The sequence below is a fragment of the Nonomuraea sp. NPDC050663 genome, from assembly GCF_044456985.1.
In the GTDB taxonomy this organism is placed as follows: domain Bacteria; phylum Actinomycetota; class Actinomycetes; order Streptosporangiales; family Streptosporangiaceae; genus Nonomuraea.
Genome location: NZ_JBITGL010000007.1, coordinates 394,728 through 410,880 on the forward strand (window position 1 = coordinate 394,728; position 16,153 = coordinate 410,880).

Annotated in this window: 12 protein-coding genes; 2 read left to right on the forward strand and 10 right to left on the reverse strand. The window is 69.7% G+C overall.

Annotated elements, in window-relative coordinates; translation table 11 throughout:
- Positions 1–5: 5 nt before the first annotated feature.
- The 3 genes from ACIBH1_RS24495 to ACIBH1_RS24505 are packed head-to-tail and all read right to left on the reverse strand — an operon-like array spanning position 6 to position 3,050.
- Entirely contained in the window at positions 6–836 is an 831-nt protein-coding gene (locus ACIBH1_RS24495) for a carbohydrate ABC transporter permease (protein ID WP_397316214.1), read from the reverse strand.
- Entirely contained in the window at positions 833–1,729 is an 897-nt protein-coding gene (locus ACIBH1_RS24500) for a carbohydrate ABC transporter permease (protein ID WP_397316215.1), read from the reverse strand. The genes ACIBH1_RS24495 and ACIBH1_RS24500 overlap by 4 nt, the downstream gene beginning before the upstream one ends.
- The gene (locus ACIBH1_RS24505) at positions 1,719–3,050 is read right to left on the reverse strand and encodes an ABC transporter substrate-binding protein (protein ID WP_397316217.1); all 1,332 of its coding nucleotides are present in this window, start codon (positions 3,048–3,050) and stop codon (positions 1,719–1,721) included. The genes ACIBH1_RS24500 and ACIBH1_RS24505 overlap by 11 nt, the downstream gene beginning before the upstream one ends.
- A 174-nt stretch (positions 3,051–3,224) precedes the next feature.
- Between ACIBH1_RS24505 and ACIBH1_RS24510 the strand changes: the two genes are divergently transcribed.
- Together ACIBH1_RS24510 and ACIBH1_RS24515 are read left to right on the forward strand one after the other, a co-directional pair.
- Positions 3,225–5,117 carry a beta-galactosidase gene (locus ACIBH1_RS24510; RefSeq protein ID WP_397316218.1) on the forward strand — a complete coding sequence of 631 codons (1,893 nt, stop codon included), beginning with the start codon at positions 3,225–3,227 and terminating at the stop codon, positions 5,115–5,117.
- On the forward strand, positions 5,117–6,205 hold the full coding sequence (locus ACIBH1_RS24515; protein WP_397316220.1) for an arabinogalactan endo-beta-1,4-galactanase: 1,089 nt from the start codon (positions 5,117–5,119) through the stop codon (positions 6,203–6,205). The genes ACIBH1_RS24510 and ACIBH1_RS24515 overlap by 1 nt, the downstream gene beginning before the upstream one ends.
- On the opposite strand, the gene ACIBH1_RS24520 is transcribed toward ACIBH1_RS24515, so the two are convergent.
- From ACIBH1_RS24520 to ACIBH1_RS24550, 7 genes are read right to left on the reverse strand one after another with little or no spacing between them, the layout of a single operon-like run.
- Entirely contained in the window at positions 6,186–8,183 is a 1,998-nt protein-coding gene (locus ACIBH1_RS24520; RefSeq protein ID WP_397316221.1) for a beta-galactosidase, read from the reverse strand. The genes ACIBH1_RS24515 and ACIBH1_RS24520 overlap by 20 nt on opposite strands.
- Positions 8,180–8,869 (reverse strand): DUF624 domain-containing protein, encoded by a 690-nt coding sequence (locus tag ACIBH1_RS24525; protein WP_397316222.1) that lies wholly within the window; start codon positions 8,867–8,869, stop codon positions 8,180–8,182. The genes ACIBH1_RS24520 and ACIBH1_RS24525 overlap by 4 nt, the downstream gene beginning before the upstream one ends.
- Positions 8,854–10,266, reverse strand: coding sequence for a hypothetical protein (locus ACIBH1_RS24530; protein ID WP_397316223.1), 1,413 nt, complete (start codon positions 10,264–10,266; stop codon positions 8,854–8,856). The genes ACIBH1_RS24525 and ACIBH1_RS24530 overlap by 16 nt, the downstream gene beginning before the upstream one ends.
- Positions 10,259–11,890, reverse strand: a complete 1,632-nt coding sequence (locus tag ACIBH1_RS24535; RefSeq protein WP_397316224.1) for an extracellular solute-binding protein — start codon at positions 11,888–11,890, stop codon at positions 10,259–10,261. Before ACIBH1_RS24535 ends, ACIBH1_RS24530 begins: the two co-directional genes overlap by 8 nt.
- A gap of 20 nt (positions 11,891–11,910) precedes the next feature.
- On the reverse strand, positions 11,911–12,774 hold the full coding sequence (locus tag ACIBH1_RS24540) for a carbohydrate ABC transporter permease (RefSeq protein ID WP_397316225.1): 864 nt from the start codon (positions 12,772–12,774) through the stop codon (positions 11,911–11,913).
- Positions 12,768–13,739 (reverse strand): ABC transporter permease, encoded by a 972-nt coding sequence (locus tag ACIBH1_RS24545; RefSeq protein WP_397316226.1) that lies wholly within the window; start codon positions 13,737–13,739, stop codon positions 12,768–12,770. Before ACIBH1_RS24545 ends, ACIBH1_RS24540 begins: the two co-directional genes overlap by 7 nt.
- Before the next feature lie 2 nt (positions 13,740–13,741).
- Entirely contained in the window at positions 13,742–15,955 is a 2,214-nt protein-coding gene (locus tag ACIBH1_RS24550) for a glycoside hydrolase family 3 N-terminal domain-containing protein (RefSeq protein ID WP_397316227.1), read from the reverse strand.
- Positions 15,956–16,153: the final 198 nt, after the last annotated feature.

Below are 16,153 nucleotides of genomic sequence, written 5' to 3' on the forward strand. Positions count from 1 at the left end.
ACGCACTACGATTTCACAGCTCCGGACGACAGATCGGTGCGCCAGTACCGCTGCATTGTGAGGAACAGCGCGATGAGGGGGACCAGCGCCACGAGCGTGCCCGTGATGATCAGGTTGTAGAGGGAGGGCTGGTTGGCTCCGGCGGCCAGCATCGTGTAGAGGCCGACGGTGAGCGGGAACTTGCCGTCGTCGCCGAGCATGATGAAGGGCAGCAGGAAGTTGTTCCAGATGGCCACGAACTGGAACAGGAAGATGGTCACCAGTCCCGGCACCATCATCGGCAGCGCGACCCGGCGCAGCAGCAGCCATTCGGAGGCGCCGTCGAGCCGTCCGGCCTCCAGGAGGGAGTCGGGGATGGCGGCCTGGGAGTAGACCCGTGCCAGGTAGATGGAGTACGGGTGCAGGATCTGCGGCAGCAGGACCGACCAGTAGGTGTCGGCCAGCCCGATCTTGGAGAACAGCAGGTACTGCGGCATGGCGAGCACCACGCCGGGCACCAGGATGCCGCCGATGAGCACGTTGAAGACGGCGTTGCGCCCGGGGAAGCGGTACTTGGCCAGGGCGAAGCCGGCGGCGGCGGAGACGAGGGTGGACAGGAGCGCGCCGCCTCCGGCGTACAGGATGGTGTTGACCATCCACAACCAGAAGACGCCGTCGCGGTAGGCGAACAGGTCGGCGAGGTTGGAGAACAGGCCGCTGCCGAAGGAGAAGGTCGCGGTGGAGAACAGCTCGCCGGGGGTCTTGGTGGCGGCGACGACGACCCAGCTGACGGGGAACAGGCAGTAGAGCGCGCCCAGCACCAGGATCGTGGTGGGCACCAGGCCGATGCGCTTCATGAGCTCTCTCCGAAGGCCTGCCGCTTGACGACGCGCAGGAAACCGAACGACAGGACGAGGGAGATCCCGGCCACGACGATCGCGGTGGCGGCGGCGGAGTACAGGTCGCCGCGGACGAACGCGTCGGTGTAGATCTTCGTCAGGGGGCTGAAGTCGGAGGGGATGGTGTTGGTCAGCGGTCGCAGCACGGTCGGCTCGGTGAAGACCTGGACGGTGGCGATGATGGAGAAGACCGTCGTCAGGATGATCGCCGGCATCAGGATCGGGATCTTGACCCGGAGCGCGATCCTGACCTCGGAGGCTCCGTCCATGCGCGCGGCCTCGTACAGCTCCTGCGGGATAGCCCGCAGCGCGGTGTAGAGGACGAGCATGTTGAAGCCGGTGCCGCCCCAGATCGCCACGTTGGCCATGGAGTACAGGACCGTGCCGGCCGACAGGAAGTCGACGCCCTTGAGCGGGGTGGTGCCGGGCAGGTAGAGGAAGCCCCACATGAGGCCGGCCGCCACGCCGGGCACCGCGAACGGCAGGAAGATCGAGATGCGGGAGAAGCGCGCCAGGCGCACCCGCGCGGTGTCCAGCATGAGCGCGAACAGCAGCGCCAGGCCCAGCATGAGCACCAGCACGATCAGGCCGTAGAGCAGCACCCGCAGCCAGCTCGTCCAGAGGGAGGCGTCGGACAGGGCCGCGGCGTAGTTGCCGAGCCCGGCGTTGACCTCGCGGACCGAGCCCTTGCCCAGGCCGAGGCCGGAGCGCTGGACCCGGCGGGTGCTCAGGTAGATCGTGTAGGCGATCGGCAGGGCCAGGAAGACCACGAAGAGCACCAGCGCGGGAGCGAGGAAGAGGTACGGGGCGGCGATGCCGCCGCCCGTCCTCCGCGCGTGCTTACTGGGCAACGGTGAATCCGGACTTCTGCATGTCGGCGACGGTGGCGTCCTGCATGGTCTTCAGCGCGTCGGTGAAGGACGACTTGTTCGCCAGCGCCTTGTCGAAGGCGTCCTTGTAGGCGGTGTAGGCGGCGTTGACGTTCGGGCCGAAGGTGAAGCCGCGGGCGGTGGCGGCGGCCTGCGCGGCCTGCTGCCAGAAGTCGGCCTGGGTGTCGAAGTAGGCGGGCGGGGTGGTCAGCGACTGGGTGCCCTTGGTGCTCGCCGGGTAGATGAAGGCCTCCTTGACCAGCAGCTCCACGGCTTCGGGGTCCGTGTTGAGCCAGCTGACGAACTTGGCGGCCCCGGCCTTCTCGTCGGGGGTGGCCTTGGCGGAGACGGCGACGGCCGAGCCGCCCCAGAAGCCGCTGGCGTTCTCGCCGGCGCTCCACTGCGGGAGCGGCGCGGCGGCCCACTTGCCCTTGGCCTTGGGCGCGTTGGCCTCCAGCACGCCGGGTGCCCACACGGCCGACGGCCAGGTCAGGAGCTTGCCGTCGTTGAGTGCCTTGTTCCACTCGGGGGTGAAGTAGGGCATGTCGTCGATGGCGCCCTCCTCGACGAGCTTGCCCCAGTAGTCGGCGACCTTCGTGGTGGCCTGGTCGTTGATGGCGACCTTCCACGCCTCGCCGGCGATGGACCACCACTGGCCGCCCGCCTGCTGGGACAGGCCGGCGAAGGAGCCGGGGTCCTTGCTGGAGAAGGTGCCGAGGAAGACGTTCTTGTCCTGTTCGCGCACCTTGCGGGCGGCGGCGGCGTAGTCGTCCCAGGTCTTGGGCACCTCGATGCCGTACTTCTCGAACAGGTCCTTGCGGTAGTAGAGCATCATGGGCCCGGAGTCCTGCGGCACGCCGTAGACGCCCTCGGTGCCGAGGGTGACCAGGCTCCACAGGCCCTCGCTGAACTCGCCCTTGACCGGGGCGGCCTCCGCGGACAGGTCGGCCACGGCGTCGGCGGCGACGAACGACGGCAGGTGCTGGTACTCAGCCTGCACGAGCTGCGGAGGGTTGCCGGCCTTGGCCGCGGTGAGGAACTTGGCGGCCGCGTCGTCGCCGCCGGCCTGCTTGCTGACCGTCACCTGGATGTCCGGGTTCTTGTCGTTCCAGACCTTGACGATCTTGTCCATGTTGGGGGCCCAGGTCCAGTAGGTCAGCTTCACCGGCGCGGCGGGGGCGGCGGGTGCGCTGGACTGCGGCTGGGCGGCAGGTGCCGGCTGGGTGGGCTCGGATGCGCCGCACCCCGCAGCTGCCAGGGCAGTGGCCAGCACCGCAGCCGCTGCGAGTCGGTTTGTACGCATTAATGCCTCCGCGTCGGGATTGCCTGAGAGTAGTCGGTTCCAAGGCAGTTCGTTCTGTGAACGTGCACAGAGTGAATTGCACCCCCAAGTCCTTGTCAAGAAGGCGTTACGTGGTCGTTAATTTCATCCGTGCTACCGTGCACGTTCACAGAATGAGTTCTCGATGGGGGTCCGGTGTACTTCGGCGGCGACTACAACCCTGAGCAGTGGCCGGAAGAGGTCTGGCTGGAGGACGTGCGCCTCATGCGCGAGTCGGGCGTCAACCTGGTCAGCCTCGGCATCTTCGCCTGGGGTCTGCTGGAGCCCGCCGAGGGCCGCTACGACTTCGGCTGGCTCGACCGCGTCATGGACCTGCTGCACGACAACGGGATCCAGGTCGACCTGGCCACCCCCACCAGCTCCCCGCCCTCGTGGTTCCGCCGCAGCCACCCCGCCTCGCGCCTGGTCAGCCAGGACGGCCAGGTGGTCTCCGGCGGCTCGCGTCACGGCTTCTGCCCGAGCTCGCCGGAGTACGCCATGGCCGCCGCGCGCATCACCGAGCAGCTCGCCCAGCGCTACGCCGGCCATCCCGCCGTCGTGATGTGGCACGTGCACAACGAGTACGGCTGGGCCAACGCCTCCTGCTACTGCGACGCCTCCCAGGAGCACTTCCGCCGCTGGCTGCGCGACAGGTACGGCACGCTGGAGGCGCTCAACGCCGCCTGGGGCACGCTGTTCTGGGGACTGACCTACCGCGCGTGGGACGAGATCGAGGTGCCGCGCAACCCCCCGCCCGGCCTGATCCCCGCCCTGGCGCTCGACTTCCAGCGCTTCGGCGTCGACGCCCACATCGCGCTGTTCAGGGCCGAGCGCGACATCATCAAGCGCCACTCGGCCAAGCCCGTGACCACCAACTTCATGATCGCCAACTGCAAGCCGATGGACTACTGGAAGTGGGCGGCCGAGGTCGACGTGGTCTCCAACGACCACTACCTGCAGGCGGAGAACCCCGGCAACCACATCGAGCTGGCCATGTGCGCCGACCTGACGCGCAGCCTCGCCGGGGGCAGGCCGTGGCTGCTCATGGAGCACTCCACGGGCGCGGTCAACTGGCAGCCGCGCAACCTGGCCAAACGTCCCGGCGAGATGCGCCGCAACAGCCTCGCCCACGTCGCGCGCGGTTCGGACTCGGTGCTGTTCTTCCAGTGGCGGGCCTCCCGCTTCGGCGCGGAGAAGTTCCACTCGGCGATGGTGCCGCACGCGGGCACCGACTCCGACCTGTGGCGCGAGGTCGTCGCCCTCGGACAGGAGGTCGCGCCGCTGGCCGTCGAGGGCCGGGTCGAGGCCGAGGTGGCCGTCGTGTGGGACTGGGAGTCGTGGTGGGCGCTGGAGCTGCCGTGGCGGCCCTCCTCCGACCTGGAGTTCCGCGAGCGGATCGAGACCTACTACGCGGCGTTGTGGCGCGAGCACGTCACGGTCGACTTCGTGCACCCGAGCCACGACCTGTCGCGCTACAAGCTCGTCGTGGCGCCCAGCTCCTACGTGCTGAGCCAGGAGGCGGGCAAGAACCTCCAGCGTTACGTGGAGTCCGGCGGCCACCTGCTCGTCTCGTTCTTCTCCGGCATCGTCGACGGCAACGACACCGTGCACCCGGGCAGCCATCCCGGCGCGCTGCGCGAGGTGCTCGGGCTGAGCGTGGAGGAGTTCCACCCACTGGGGGCGCGGGCCGAGATCTCCCTGGAGGGCGGGCAGCCGGCCACGACGTGGTCCGAGCGGGTCAGGCCCGCGGGCGCGCTGGCCGTACGGAACTTCGCGAGCGGGCCCGACGCGGGCCATCCCGCGCTCACCCGCCACGACCTGGGCCGGGGCAGCGCCTGGTACGTCGCGACCGCCCCCGCCGACGTGCGCCCGCTGCTGCGCGACCTGCTCGACCACGCGGGCGTCGAGCGCCCGCGCGGCCTGCCCGACGACCTCGAGGTCGTGCGGCGCGGTCGGCACACCTTCCTGATCAACCACGGCGACGGCCCCGTCACCGTGGCGAGCACCACCGTCCCCGCGGGCGGTGTGGAAATCCTCCTGGAGGACTGATGTTCAGAGCGATCTGCGCCGCCTTATTACTCCTGGCGCTCCTCGGGGCGCCCGCCCAGGCCGGAGACAGGCTGCCCGTGCGCGGGGCCGACATCTCCAGCCTGGCGAAATCCGAGGACCTCGGCGGCGTCTACCGCCATGCCGACGGCCGCCGGGGCGACGCGCTGCGCATCCTCAAGCAGGCCGGGCTCACCCACGTCAGGCTCAAGGTCTGGGTCGACCCCGCCGACGGCTACAACGACAAGGCCCACGTCCTGGAGATCGCCAGGCGCGCCCACAAGCTGGGCCTGAAGACGCTGATCGACTTCCACTACTCCGACCGCTGGGCCGACCCCGCTCACCAGACCAAGCCCGCAGCCTGGGCGGACCTGCCGTTCGACCGGCTCGTCCAGGTCGTGCACGACCACACCTACGACGTGCTCTCCGCGCTCAGGCGCCAGGGCACCCCGGCCGACATGGTCCAGATCGGCAACGAGCTCAACGGCGGCCTGCTGTGGCCGGAGGGCCGGTGGGACAACTGGCCCGGCATCGCGGCGCTGCTCAACGCCGGCCACGACGCCGTCAAGCAGGTCTCGCGGCGCACCAAGGTCGTCATCCACCTGGCCAACGGCGCCGACAACGGCCTGTACCGCTGGTGGTTCGACAACGCCGCCACCCACGGCATCCGCTACGACGTGATCGGCCTGTCGTACTACCCGTACTGGCACGGCACGATCGAGGCCTTCCAGGCCAACCTCACCGACGTCGCCACCAGGTACGGCAAGCCCGTGCTGCTGGCCGAGACGGCCTACCCGTTCACCACCGCCGACAAGGACGGCTGGGAGAACATCATCCTGTCGCCCGAGCCCTACCCCGGCTACCAGGCGACCCCGCAGGGCCAGCAGGCGATGATCGCCAAGCTGTACGACGTGCTGCGCGAGGTGCCCGGCGCGCTGGGCCTGGTCTACTGGGAGGCCACCTGGACCGGAGTGCCGGGCAACGGCTGGGACCCCGAGGACCCGAGCTCGGGCAACGCCTGGGAGAACCAGGCGCTGTTCGACTTCGCCGACCGGGCCCTGCCGGGCCTGGCTACCCTCGGAGCCGGATGACCCTCACGCCGTACGGCTCCAGCAGCACGTGACCCTGCCGCAGCTCCTGCCCGCCGAGCAGGTCGAGGCCCGCCTGCACGGCGACCTCGACCGGCTCGGGGTTGTGGTTGAGCAGGAACCGCAGCCGCGAGCCGTCGGGCGCGACCCTGAGCGTGGCCTCCACGTGCTCCGGGTACGGCAGCGCGGGCCCGTGGCGGTCGAGCACCTGGCGCATCACCCAGTCGACGCCCGCCTGCTCCAGCCCGGCGCCCACGTACCAGCCGTAGCCCTCGCCGAAGGCGTTCCTGGTCACGGCGGGGGTGCCCGCGTAGAAGTCGTTCTCGTAGCGGCCCACCGGCTCGGCGGTCGTGGGGATGACCAGCTCGAACAGCAGGCTGGAGTCCACCAGTGTGCCGTCGGCGAGCCGTACCGGATTGACCACCTCGCGCTCGCGTGAGTCCCACTCGTCCACCCGCACGCCCATGAGCGGCCCGAGCGGGCCGGGCACGTCCATGAGGAAGGCGTTGTCGTCGACGTCGACGCGCCCCGACAGGAACGTCGTCACCACCGTCCCGCCCCGGGCCGCCACCTGCTCCAGCCGACCGGCCAGGTCGCCCTTGACCATGTGGAGCGCGGGGGCGACGACCACGTCGTACCCGGACAGGTCGGCGGTGACCGCGACCACGTCCACGTCGGTGCCCGTCCGCCACAACGCGCGGTAGTAGGCCAGCACCACGTCCAGGTACTTCACCAGCCGCGACGGGCCGTCGGAGATCTCCAGCGCCCACCAGGTGTCCCAGTCGAACAGCAGCGCCACCCGGGCGGGCGTGCGCGCGCCGAGCGTGGCGTCGCCCAGCCTTTCCAGCTCCGCGCCCAGCGCGGCCACCTCGCGGAAGACCCGGGTGTCGTCGCGCCCGGCGTGGCCGATGACCGCGCCGTGGTACTTCTCGCAAGCGCCGCGCGAGGCCCGCATCTGGAAGAACAACACCGCGTCCGCGCCGTGGGCGACCGCCTGCCAGCTCCACAGCCGCATCACGCCGGGCCGCTTGAGCGGGTTGACGTCACGGCAGGCCGTCGTCGACGGGGTCTGCTCCATCAGCCAGAACGGCTCGCCGCCCTTCAGCCCGCGCATCAGGTCGTGGGCCAGCGCCATGCGCGCGGCGGTCGCCGGGTCGTCGCCGGGCGGGTAGTTGTCCCAGGAGACGAAGTCGAGGTGCTCGGCCCAGCGGTGGTAGTCGATCGGCCGGAACAGGCCCATGAAGTTCGTCGTCACCGGCTTGGCCGAGAATCTGCCGATCGCCTCCTTCTCCGCCAGGTAGCCCGACAGCAGCGCGTCGGACATGAACCGGTGGTAGTCGAGCGTGATGCCCTGGAAGGCGGTGAAGTCCGGCCCCTTCCAGTGTTCGGTCAGCGCAGACGGCGGCTCGATCTGCTCCCAGGCGGTGAACGTGTGCGACCAGAACGTCGTGTTCCACGCGGCGTTGAGCGACTCCAGGTCGTCGTAACGTTTGCGCAGCCACTCGCGGAAGGCCACCGCGCACAGCTCGCAGTAGCAGGATCCGCCGTACTCGTTGTTCACGTGCCAGGCGATCACCGCGGGATCGTCGGCATAGCGTTCGGCGATCCGCCCGGCCAGCCGCGCCGACAGGCGGCGGAAGACCGGCGAGCTGGGGCAGTGGTTGTGCCGCCCGCCGTACCGTTTCTCGCGTCCCTCGAAGTCGACCCGCGTCACCTCGGGGAACTCCCGCACCAGCCAGGGCGGCATCGCGCCCGTGCCGGTGGCCAGGCACACCCGCCGGCCCTCGGCCGCGGCGCGCCCGACGATGCGGTCGAGCGTGGAGAAGTCGTAGGCCTCCAGCGACGGCTGCGTGAGGGCCCAGCTGAACACCCCCACCGTCAGGGTGTCGATGCGGGCGGCGTCGAACAGGCGGTGGTCGTCGTCCCACACCGCCTCCGGCCACTGCTCCGGGTTGTAGTCTCCGCCGTACGGCAGCTTCATGCGGTGAATCTCTCCTCGATCTCGGCGATCATCGGCCGGGCGTGGTAGAGCAGCGCCATGGCGAACACCGGGGCGGGCAGCAGCGCCAGCGGCTCGGCCACGACCACCGCGAGCGCCCCCGCCAGGACCACCAGGCAGACCGAGGTGAGCGTCAGCCCGGGGAAGCGGGTCAGCGACCAGGCCGCCAGGCGCGCCACGTCGCGGGCGCGGAAGGCGAACAGCGAGGTGACCACCAGCGCGGCGCTCATCCACAACACCGAGCCCACCGCGACGATCACCATCAGCACCGCCCACCAGCCCGGCACCCCGGCGGCGTCGAAGTGCGCCAGGTTGACCGCGATGATCGCCAGGCCGGCCAGCCACGGCAGCCACACCTTCAGCGCCCCGGCGGCGTTGGCGCGGTAGCCGTGCCAGAACAGCCGCGCGGGATGGAGGTCGGCCAGGTCGCGCCCGCGGTGCCGTACGGCGTAGAGCGTCGCCGACGCGGCCGGGCCCAGCGGCGCCGCGCAGAGCGCCGCCAGCGGCGCGTTGCTCGCGTCGCGCTCCAGCAACAGCAGCAGGACCAGGCCGGGCGTCCCGGTCACCAGGAACAGCAGCTCGGTGACGATCAGCGAGTAGATCAGCGCGCTGGCCCGCGAGAGCGGGCCGGAACCGAACGTGCCGCGTTCGCTCACAGGAGTGGCCACGGCGGCGCCTCCTCGATCACGGGCGAGACCTCGACGAGGGTCACCTCGTTCTGAGCCAGGCTCAGGTCCAGCCCCCCGCCGTCCGCCCGCCGGTGGGTCCGGTACGGCTCGGCGAGCTCGCGCAGCGTGTCGAGCTGACGTGGGGTGGGGGAGTGCGGCGAACCCATCTCCAGCCACGCGCGGCGCAGGTTGCCGTGCTCCTCGTTCACCGTGGAGCGCACCACGAAGTGCTCGCCCGGCGGCAGCGGCAGCCTGATCCGGCGCGGCTCCAGCGCCCAGGCCAGGACGGTGATCCTGCCCCGCTCGTCGCGCGTGACCAGATGGTCCTCGCCCCGGCCGACGATGTGGGAGCCCATGCGCGCCATGAACGCGTACAGGTGATAGGTCGGCTTCTTGAGCTGCCGGTGGGTCAGCAGCCCGAAGCCGCCGTGCAGGATCGAGGTGGGGATGCCGGCCTCCTCGAAGACGTCGCAGAAGGTCCAGTAGGAGAACGAGTCGCACACGTCGCCGCCGCCCGCCAGCACGGGCGCCAGGTAGGCGGCGTCGTGGGCGGTGTCGTGCACGGCGTTGTCGGGCCGGTAGGAGGTGTTGAACTCGGTGATGTGCACCGGCAGCCCCTCCAGCGGGCCGCCCGCGAGCTGCCTGCGCGGCGTGGCGAACTGCTCCAGCAGCGTCTCGGCCGGGGCCAGGCCCTGGAGGGTGGCGAACGGCACGTGGCGAGCCGGATGCGAGCTGTAGGCGTGGCGGCTGACGAAGTCGACGGGCACGTCGTGGGCGGCGACGAAGTCGGCGAAGTCCGTCATCCACTCGTCCGACCCCGGGGAGATCGCCGGCCCGCCCACCTGGAGCGACGCGTCGATCTCCTTGATCGTCTTCGCTGTCACCTCGTAGAGCCGGTGGTAGGCCGCCTGGTCGGCGTCCTGCCAGAAGTCCTTGAGGTTCGGCTCGTTCCACACCTCGATCGGCCAGGTGCGCACCTCCTCGATGCCGTAGCGGTCGACGAGGTGCGCCACCGTGGCGCGCACCAGCGCCGCCCACTCGGCGTGGTCGCGCGGCGGGGTGACGTTGCCCTTCCACCAGAAGACCGTCTGGTCGCCCGAGGCCAGGTCGCCCGGCATGAAGCCGAGCTCCAGGAAGGGGCGCACCCCCAGCTCCAGATAGGCGTCGATCACCTGGTCGACGTAGGTGAAGGCGTGCCGTACCCGGTGCTCGCCGCCGTAGGTGTAGGGCCGGTGGACGCCCACGTCGTCGCCGAACAGGCCGTGGCCGCGGATGTGGCCGAAGCCGATCTCGCGCTGCACCAGCGCCAGCGACTCCTGGTAGTCGCGGCGCAGGGCCAGGTTGAAGCGCCCGGTGCCAACGCACGCGCGCCAGGCACCGGACAGCAGGTCAGCCATGCTTTTCCTTGAAGCGGGCGTGGGCCTTGTTGATGAGGTCGACGTAGGCGGCCAGGTTCTTGCCCTCCAGTTCCTTGGCGTAGGCGTCCCACTCGGCCAGGTCGCGCTTGCCCAGGATGAAGTTGAGGGTGTTCTGCTGGACGTGGTCCTTCAGCGGCGTCTCCCAGAGGGTGGCCTGCTCCTGCTCCAGCTCGTCGAGCGGCGCGGGCGGAGGCACCGGCCGGTTCTGCCGGGCGTTCATCACGTTCTGGAACTCCAGCTCCTCCTCGGAGAAGGTCGTCTGGAGCAGCTGCGTGGTGCCGCCGTAGGCGAAGACGCCGTTGCCGAAGCCGAAGTCCTTCTGCAGGTGCTTGGGCGCGCCGGGGTTGAGGCCGACCATGTCGACGTCCTTGGCCGGGGTGATCTTGCCGGCGGCGTCCTTGGTGTAGGTGACGCCCTCCACGCCCCACTTGGCGAACAGCTGGCCCTCGTCGGAGTAGAAGAGCCAGTCGACGAACTGCAGCAGCGCGGAGAAGTTGGGGTCGTCCTTGGCCTTGGCCATCAGGACGATGCCGTTCTCGGTGCGCAGGCCCGTGCGCGTCTCGCCCATGGGGCCGATCGGCACGGGGATCTTGACGACGGTGGCCTTCGGAACGCTCTCGGCCAGGCCCTTGCGATAGTCGTTGACCAGCGACTGGGCGTTCGAGCTGATGACGAAGGACTTGCCAGAGGTGAACTTGGCGTTGGCGGCGTCGTCCTTCTGGGTGAAGCTCTCCGGGTCCATCAGCCCTTCCTTCACCAGGGCCGCGGCGTACTCCACCGTCTGCTTGTACTGCGGCATCGTGCCGGTGAAGATGAACGTGCCCGCGGCGGCGTCCCAGAAGACCGGGCGGCCGTTGGCGAAGTTCCAGCCCGCGTTGGTGCCGTAGGCGTTGCCCAGCTGCTGCAGGAACGCGCCGCCAGGCGTGGGGATGCCCCAGCGGTCGGAGAAGGGGTATTCGTCCGGGTACTTCTCCTTCATCGCCTTGAGCATGGCGTGGAAGTCGTCCCAGGTCTTGGGCACCTGCAGGCCCAGCTCCTCCAGGATGTCGGTGCGCACCGCGAAGGAGTAGTCGGACCACACCTTCTCGTGCAGGCCGGGCAGGACGTAGTACTTGCCGTCGTTCTGCCTGAGCGAGTCGAGGTCGGCCTGCAGCTGCCACTTGGCGACCTTGTCCATGAAGTTCGGCATCTGCTCGACGTAGTCGCTGACCGGCAGCAGGACACCGGAGGCGATGTAGGGCACCTCCTGGCCCGGGTACATCTTCGGCACGATCAGCGGCGCCTGGCCCGCGCCGATCAGCAACCCCTTCTTCTGGTCGTAGTCGCTGAAGGGGATCAGCGTGGTCTGCAGCTTGACGTTGGTGCGCTTGGTCAGCTCCGACCAGAACAGCCAGTCGTCCTTGACCGGGTAGGCCGGGTGGATGTTGTGCAGGATCGGGAAGGTGAGCTGCTGGGGCGCCTTGAAGGTCTTGCCCACGCCGTACCCTTCCATGGCGGCGCCCTTGGCGGCGGCCGGGGGCTTCTCCTCGGCGGTCGAGCAGGCGGCCGCCAGGGTGAGCGCGCCGAAGGTCAGGAGGGCGTGCCTTCGGGTGACCTGTCGCATGGGGGGTGTCCTTTCATGGGTTAGCCCTTGACCGCGCCGAGCATCACGCCCGACACGAAGAAACGCTGGACGAACGGGTAGACCATCAGGATCGGCAGGATCGTGAGGATGATCGTCACCGCCTGGATGTTGGAGGCGACCTGCATGATCTCCGAGTGCACGTCGGGATTGGCCCCGGCGCTCTCGGCCCCGGTGGCGCCGGCGATCAGGTTGCGCAGGTAGATCGTGACGGGGAACATCTCGATCTTGTCCAGGTAGAGGAACGCCGGGAACCACGAGTTCCAGAACGAGACGGCGTAGAAGAGCACCATCGTGGCCAGCACCGCCTTCGACAGCGGCAGCACGATCTTCAGCAGGATGCCGTAGGTGTTCATGCCGTCGATCGCCGCGGCCTCCTCCAGCTCCCGCGGCAGGCCCTCGAAGAAGGTCTTCATCACCAGGAGGTTGAAGACGCTGATCGCGTTGGGCAGCACGATCGACCAGATGGTGTTGGTCAGCCCCAGGTTGCTGACCAGCACGTACTGCGGGATCAGGCCGCCGGAGAAGAACATCGTGAACACCGCGACGCCGATCAGCACCTTGCGCCCGCGCAGGTGCGGCTTGGACAGCACGTAGGCGTAGCAGGTGGTCACCACCATCGAGATCGCGGTGGCGACGACGGTGTAGACCACGGTGTTCCTGTAGTTGATCCAGAAGACCGGGTCCGACATGACGATCTGGTACGTCGTCAGGTTGAAGCCCTTGGGCCAGAGGTTGACCTGGCCGGTGACGATGTACTTCTCGGCGCTGAAGGAGCGGGCGACGATGTTGAAGAACGGGTAGAGGGTGACGACCACCACGCCGATCAGGAGCGTGGCGTTCACCCAGCGGACACGCCTCACCACAGGCTCGCTCCCACCGTGCGCCGGGACAGCAGGTTCGCCCCGAAGACCATGACCAGCCCGATCACGGCCTCGAACAGGCCGATCGCGGTCGCGTAGCTGAAGTTGCCCGACAACACGCCCAGCCGGTACAGGTAGGTCGAGATCACGTCGGCGGTCGGGTAGGTCGCCGGGTTGTAGAGCAGCAGGATCTTCTCGAAGCCCACCGCCATGAAGGTGCCGATGTTGAGCACCAGCAGCGTGATGATCGTGGGCCGGATGCCGGGCAGCGTCACGTGCCAGATCTGCCTGAGGCGTCCCGCCCCGTCGATCCTGGCCGACTCGTACAGCTGCTCGTCGATCGTGGTCAGCGCGGCCAGGTAGATGATCGTGCCCCAGCCGACCGTCTGCCAGACCTCGGAGGAGACGTAGATCGTGCGGAACAGCTCCGCCTCCTGCAGGAAGGCCACGGGTGGGCCGCCGGTGAACGACAGCAGCTGGTTGATCGGCCCGTCGACGGTCAGCAGCTGCATGACGATGGCCGCCACCACCACGGTCGACAGGAAGTGCGGCAGGTAGGAGACCGACTGCACGAAGCGTTTGAACGCGTGGTTGCGCACCTCGTTGAGCATCAGCGCCAGGACGATCGGCAGCGGGAAGCAGACGGCCGTGCTGAGCAGGCCGATGATCACCGTGTTGGTGAAGACCCGCCAGAACGTCGGGTCGGCCAGGAACATCTCGAAGTAGCGCAGCCCCACCCAGGTCCCGCCGAACATGCTCCCGCCCGGCTGGAACCGGCGGAAGGCGATGATGTTGCCGATCATCGGGGCGTAACGGAAGATCACGAAGAAGGCCAGCGGGACGATCGCCAGCGTGTACAGCTGCCAGTCCCGCAGCAACGCGCGCCTGATCGGCCTCCGCCCGGGACGCCCGCGGGCCGTCGCCTTCTCGGCCGGCCCGGCGGGCGGCGCCGCCGTGGAGAGGGTCATCCTCAGGCCTCCAGGGAGACGAGGTCGATCTGGGGGACCAGGTGCCGGTCGTGGCCGACCTCGCGCCCCCGGCCCGTCAGGCTGAGCCGTACGGCATGCGCCACGTCCGAGCTGGAGCGGGCCAGGCGCAGCTCCAGCTCGCCCGGCTCGACGATCCGCCTGCCGTCGCGCCCGGTGAAGGAGGTCAGGTCCGCGTGGAGGGTGAAGCTCACGCGGGCGGCGCGGCCTGGCTCGAGGGTGACGCGCCGGTAGCCGATCAGCCGGGAGACGGGCCGCGTGACCTGGGCGACCGGGTCGTGCAGGTAGAGCTGGACGACCTCGGTGCCGGGCCGCTCGCCGGTGTTGCGGACGGTGACGGCGATGTGCGCCTCGCCGCCCGAGTCCCACTCCTCCGGCGCCTGCGCGTCGCTCCACTCGAACGAGGTGTACGACAGGCCGTGGCCGAAGGGATAGGCGGGCGTGGGATCGACCGACGAGACCTCGGAGGCCAGGCCGAGCTTGGGGCTGAGGTAGGTGGAGGGCAGCGCGCCGGAGTCGCGCGGGACCGAGACGGGCAGGCGCCCGGACGGTTCTGCCGCGCCGGTGAGCACCTCGGTGAGAGCCTGGGCGCCGAGTTGTCCCGGCAGGAAGGCGTAGACGACGGCTGCGGAGCCGGACGGCACGGCGTACGGGCGGCCGGCGATCACCACGAGCACGACCGGCGTGCCCGTGGCCAGCACCGCCCGCACGAGCTCGGCCTGCACGCCGGGCAGCTTCAGGTCGGCCGCGTCGCAGCCCTCGCCCGAGGTGCCCCGCCCGAACAGGCCAGAACGGTCGCCGACGGCCAGCACGCACACGTCGGCCTCGGCGGCGGCCGCGACGGCCTCGGCGAAGCCGGAGGTGTCGTCGCCGGTGACCTCGCAGCCCTTGACGTGCGTCGCGTGCGGGAGCAGGTCGCGCAGGGTGGGGATCTCCAGGCCCAGGCCGAGCTCGCGACGGCCGCGGTGCTCGCCCACGTGCACGGGGAAGGAGTAGCAGCCCATCAGCGCCAGGTGGTCGTCGGAGACGGGCCCGACCAGCGCCACCCGCGCGCCGGAGAGCGGAAGCACGCCGTCGTTGGCGGCGACCACGACCGACTGGCGCGCCAGTCGCAGGGCGACGTCGCGCGAGGCGGCGTCGTCGAAGGAGAGCTCCTCCGGCTTGGTAAGCGCTTGCCCAACGGGGTCGAGAAGACCGAGCTCGTCCTTCTGGCGCAGCACCCGGCCCAGCGCGCGGTCCACCAGCGACTCGTCGACCAGCCCCGCCTTGACCGCGTCGATCAGCGGCGGGCCGTAGCAGTCGACCGTCGGCAGCTCCACGTCGATCCCCGCCCGCAGCGCCAGCGCGGCGGCCTCGGCGCCGTCGCCGGCCACGCCGTGCAGCTTCTCCAGGAAGCGGATGGCGAAGTAGTCGGCCACCACCGTGCCCTCGAAGCCCCACTCCTCGCGCAGCAGGTCCGTCAGCAGCTCCTGGTCGGCGGCCACCGGCATGCCGTCGAGCTCGGTGTAGGAGTGCATCACCGAGCGTGCCCCGCCCAGGCGCAGGGCCATCTCGAACGGCGGCAGCAGCACGTCGGCCACCTCGCGGCGGCCGATGGAGACAGGGGCGAGGTTGCGCCCTCCGCGCGAGGCGGAGTATCCCGCGAAGTGCTTGAGCGTCGCCACGACGCCCGCGCCCTCCAGTCCGCGCACGTACGCGGTGCCGATCGTGCCCACCAGGTAAGGGTCCTCGCCGATGGTCTCCTCGGTGCGGCCCCACCGGTAGTCGCGGGTGACGTCGAGCACCGGCGCCAGGCCCTGGTGCACGCCGGCGGCGCGCATCGACGCGCCGATGAGGGCGGCCATCTCCTCGACGAGGCCGGGGTCGAAGGTCGCTCCCCAGCACAGGGGGGCGGGGTAGACGGTGGCGCCCCAGGCGGCGAAGCCGGTCAGGCACTCCTCGTGCACCTGGGCCCCGATGCCGAACCTGCTGGCGCCGACGATCTGCTCCTGCGCCCTGGCCAGCGAGCGTGCCCCGGCCTCCGGGTACACCGGGGCGCTGCCGTAGGGTCGGGTCAGCTGGCCCAGGCCGTGCTGGATCGCCGACGGCCAGTCGATCTCGTGGGTGAGGTCGGCCTGGTGCGGCGCGACCCCGCCGCCCGAGGCGTCAGCGCCCACCCAGATGCCCACCAGCTGGGCGACTTTCTCCTCAAGGGTCATCAGGCGGATGAGGGACTCAACCCGTTCGTTGCTCACGCTGCCCCTTCGATGGGCCTAAAGTTTCAAAACTCACCGGCAATTTTTCGGAAACATAAGCCCCGTGAAGGTCCGTGTCAATAGCTTCACCTCGCAAGTAAAGTGTCCCGTCGGTGCTGAAAAGTTTCGGGAAATGCCGAACGCCCCCGTCGCACCCAGAGC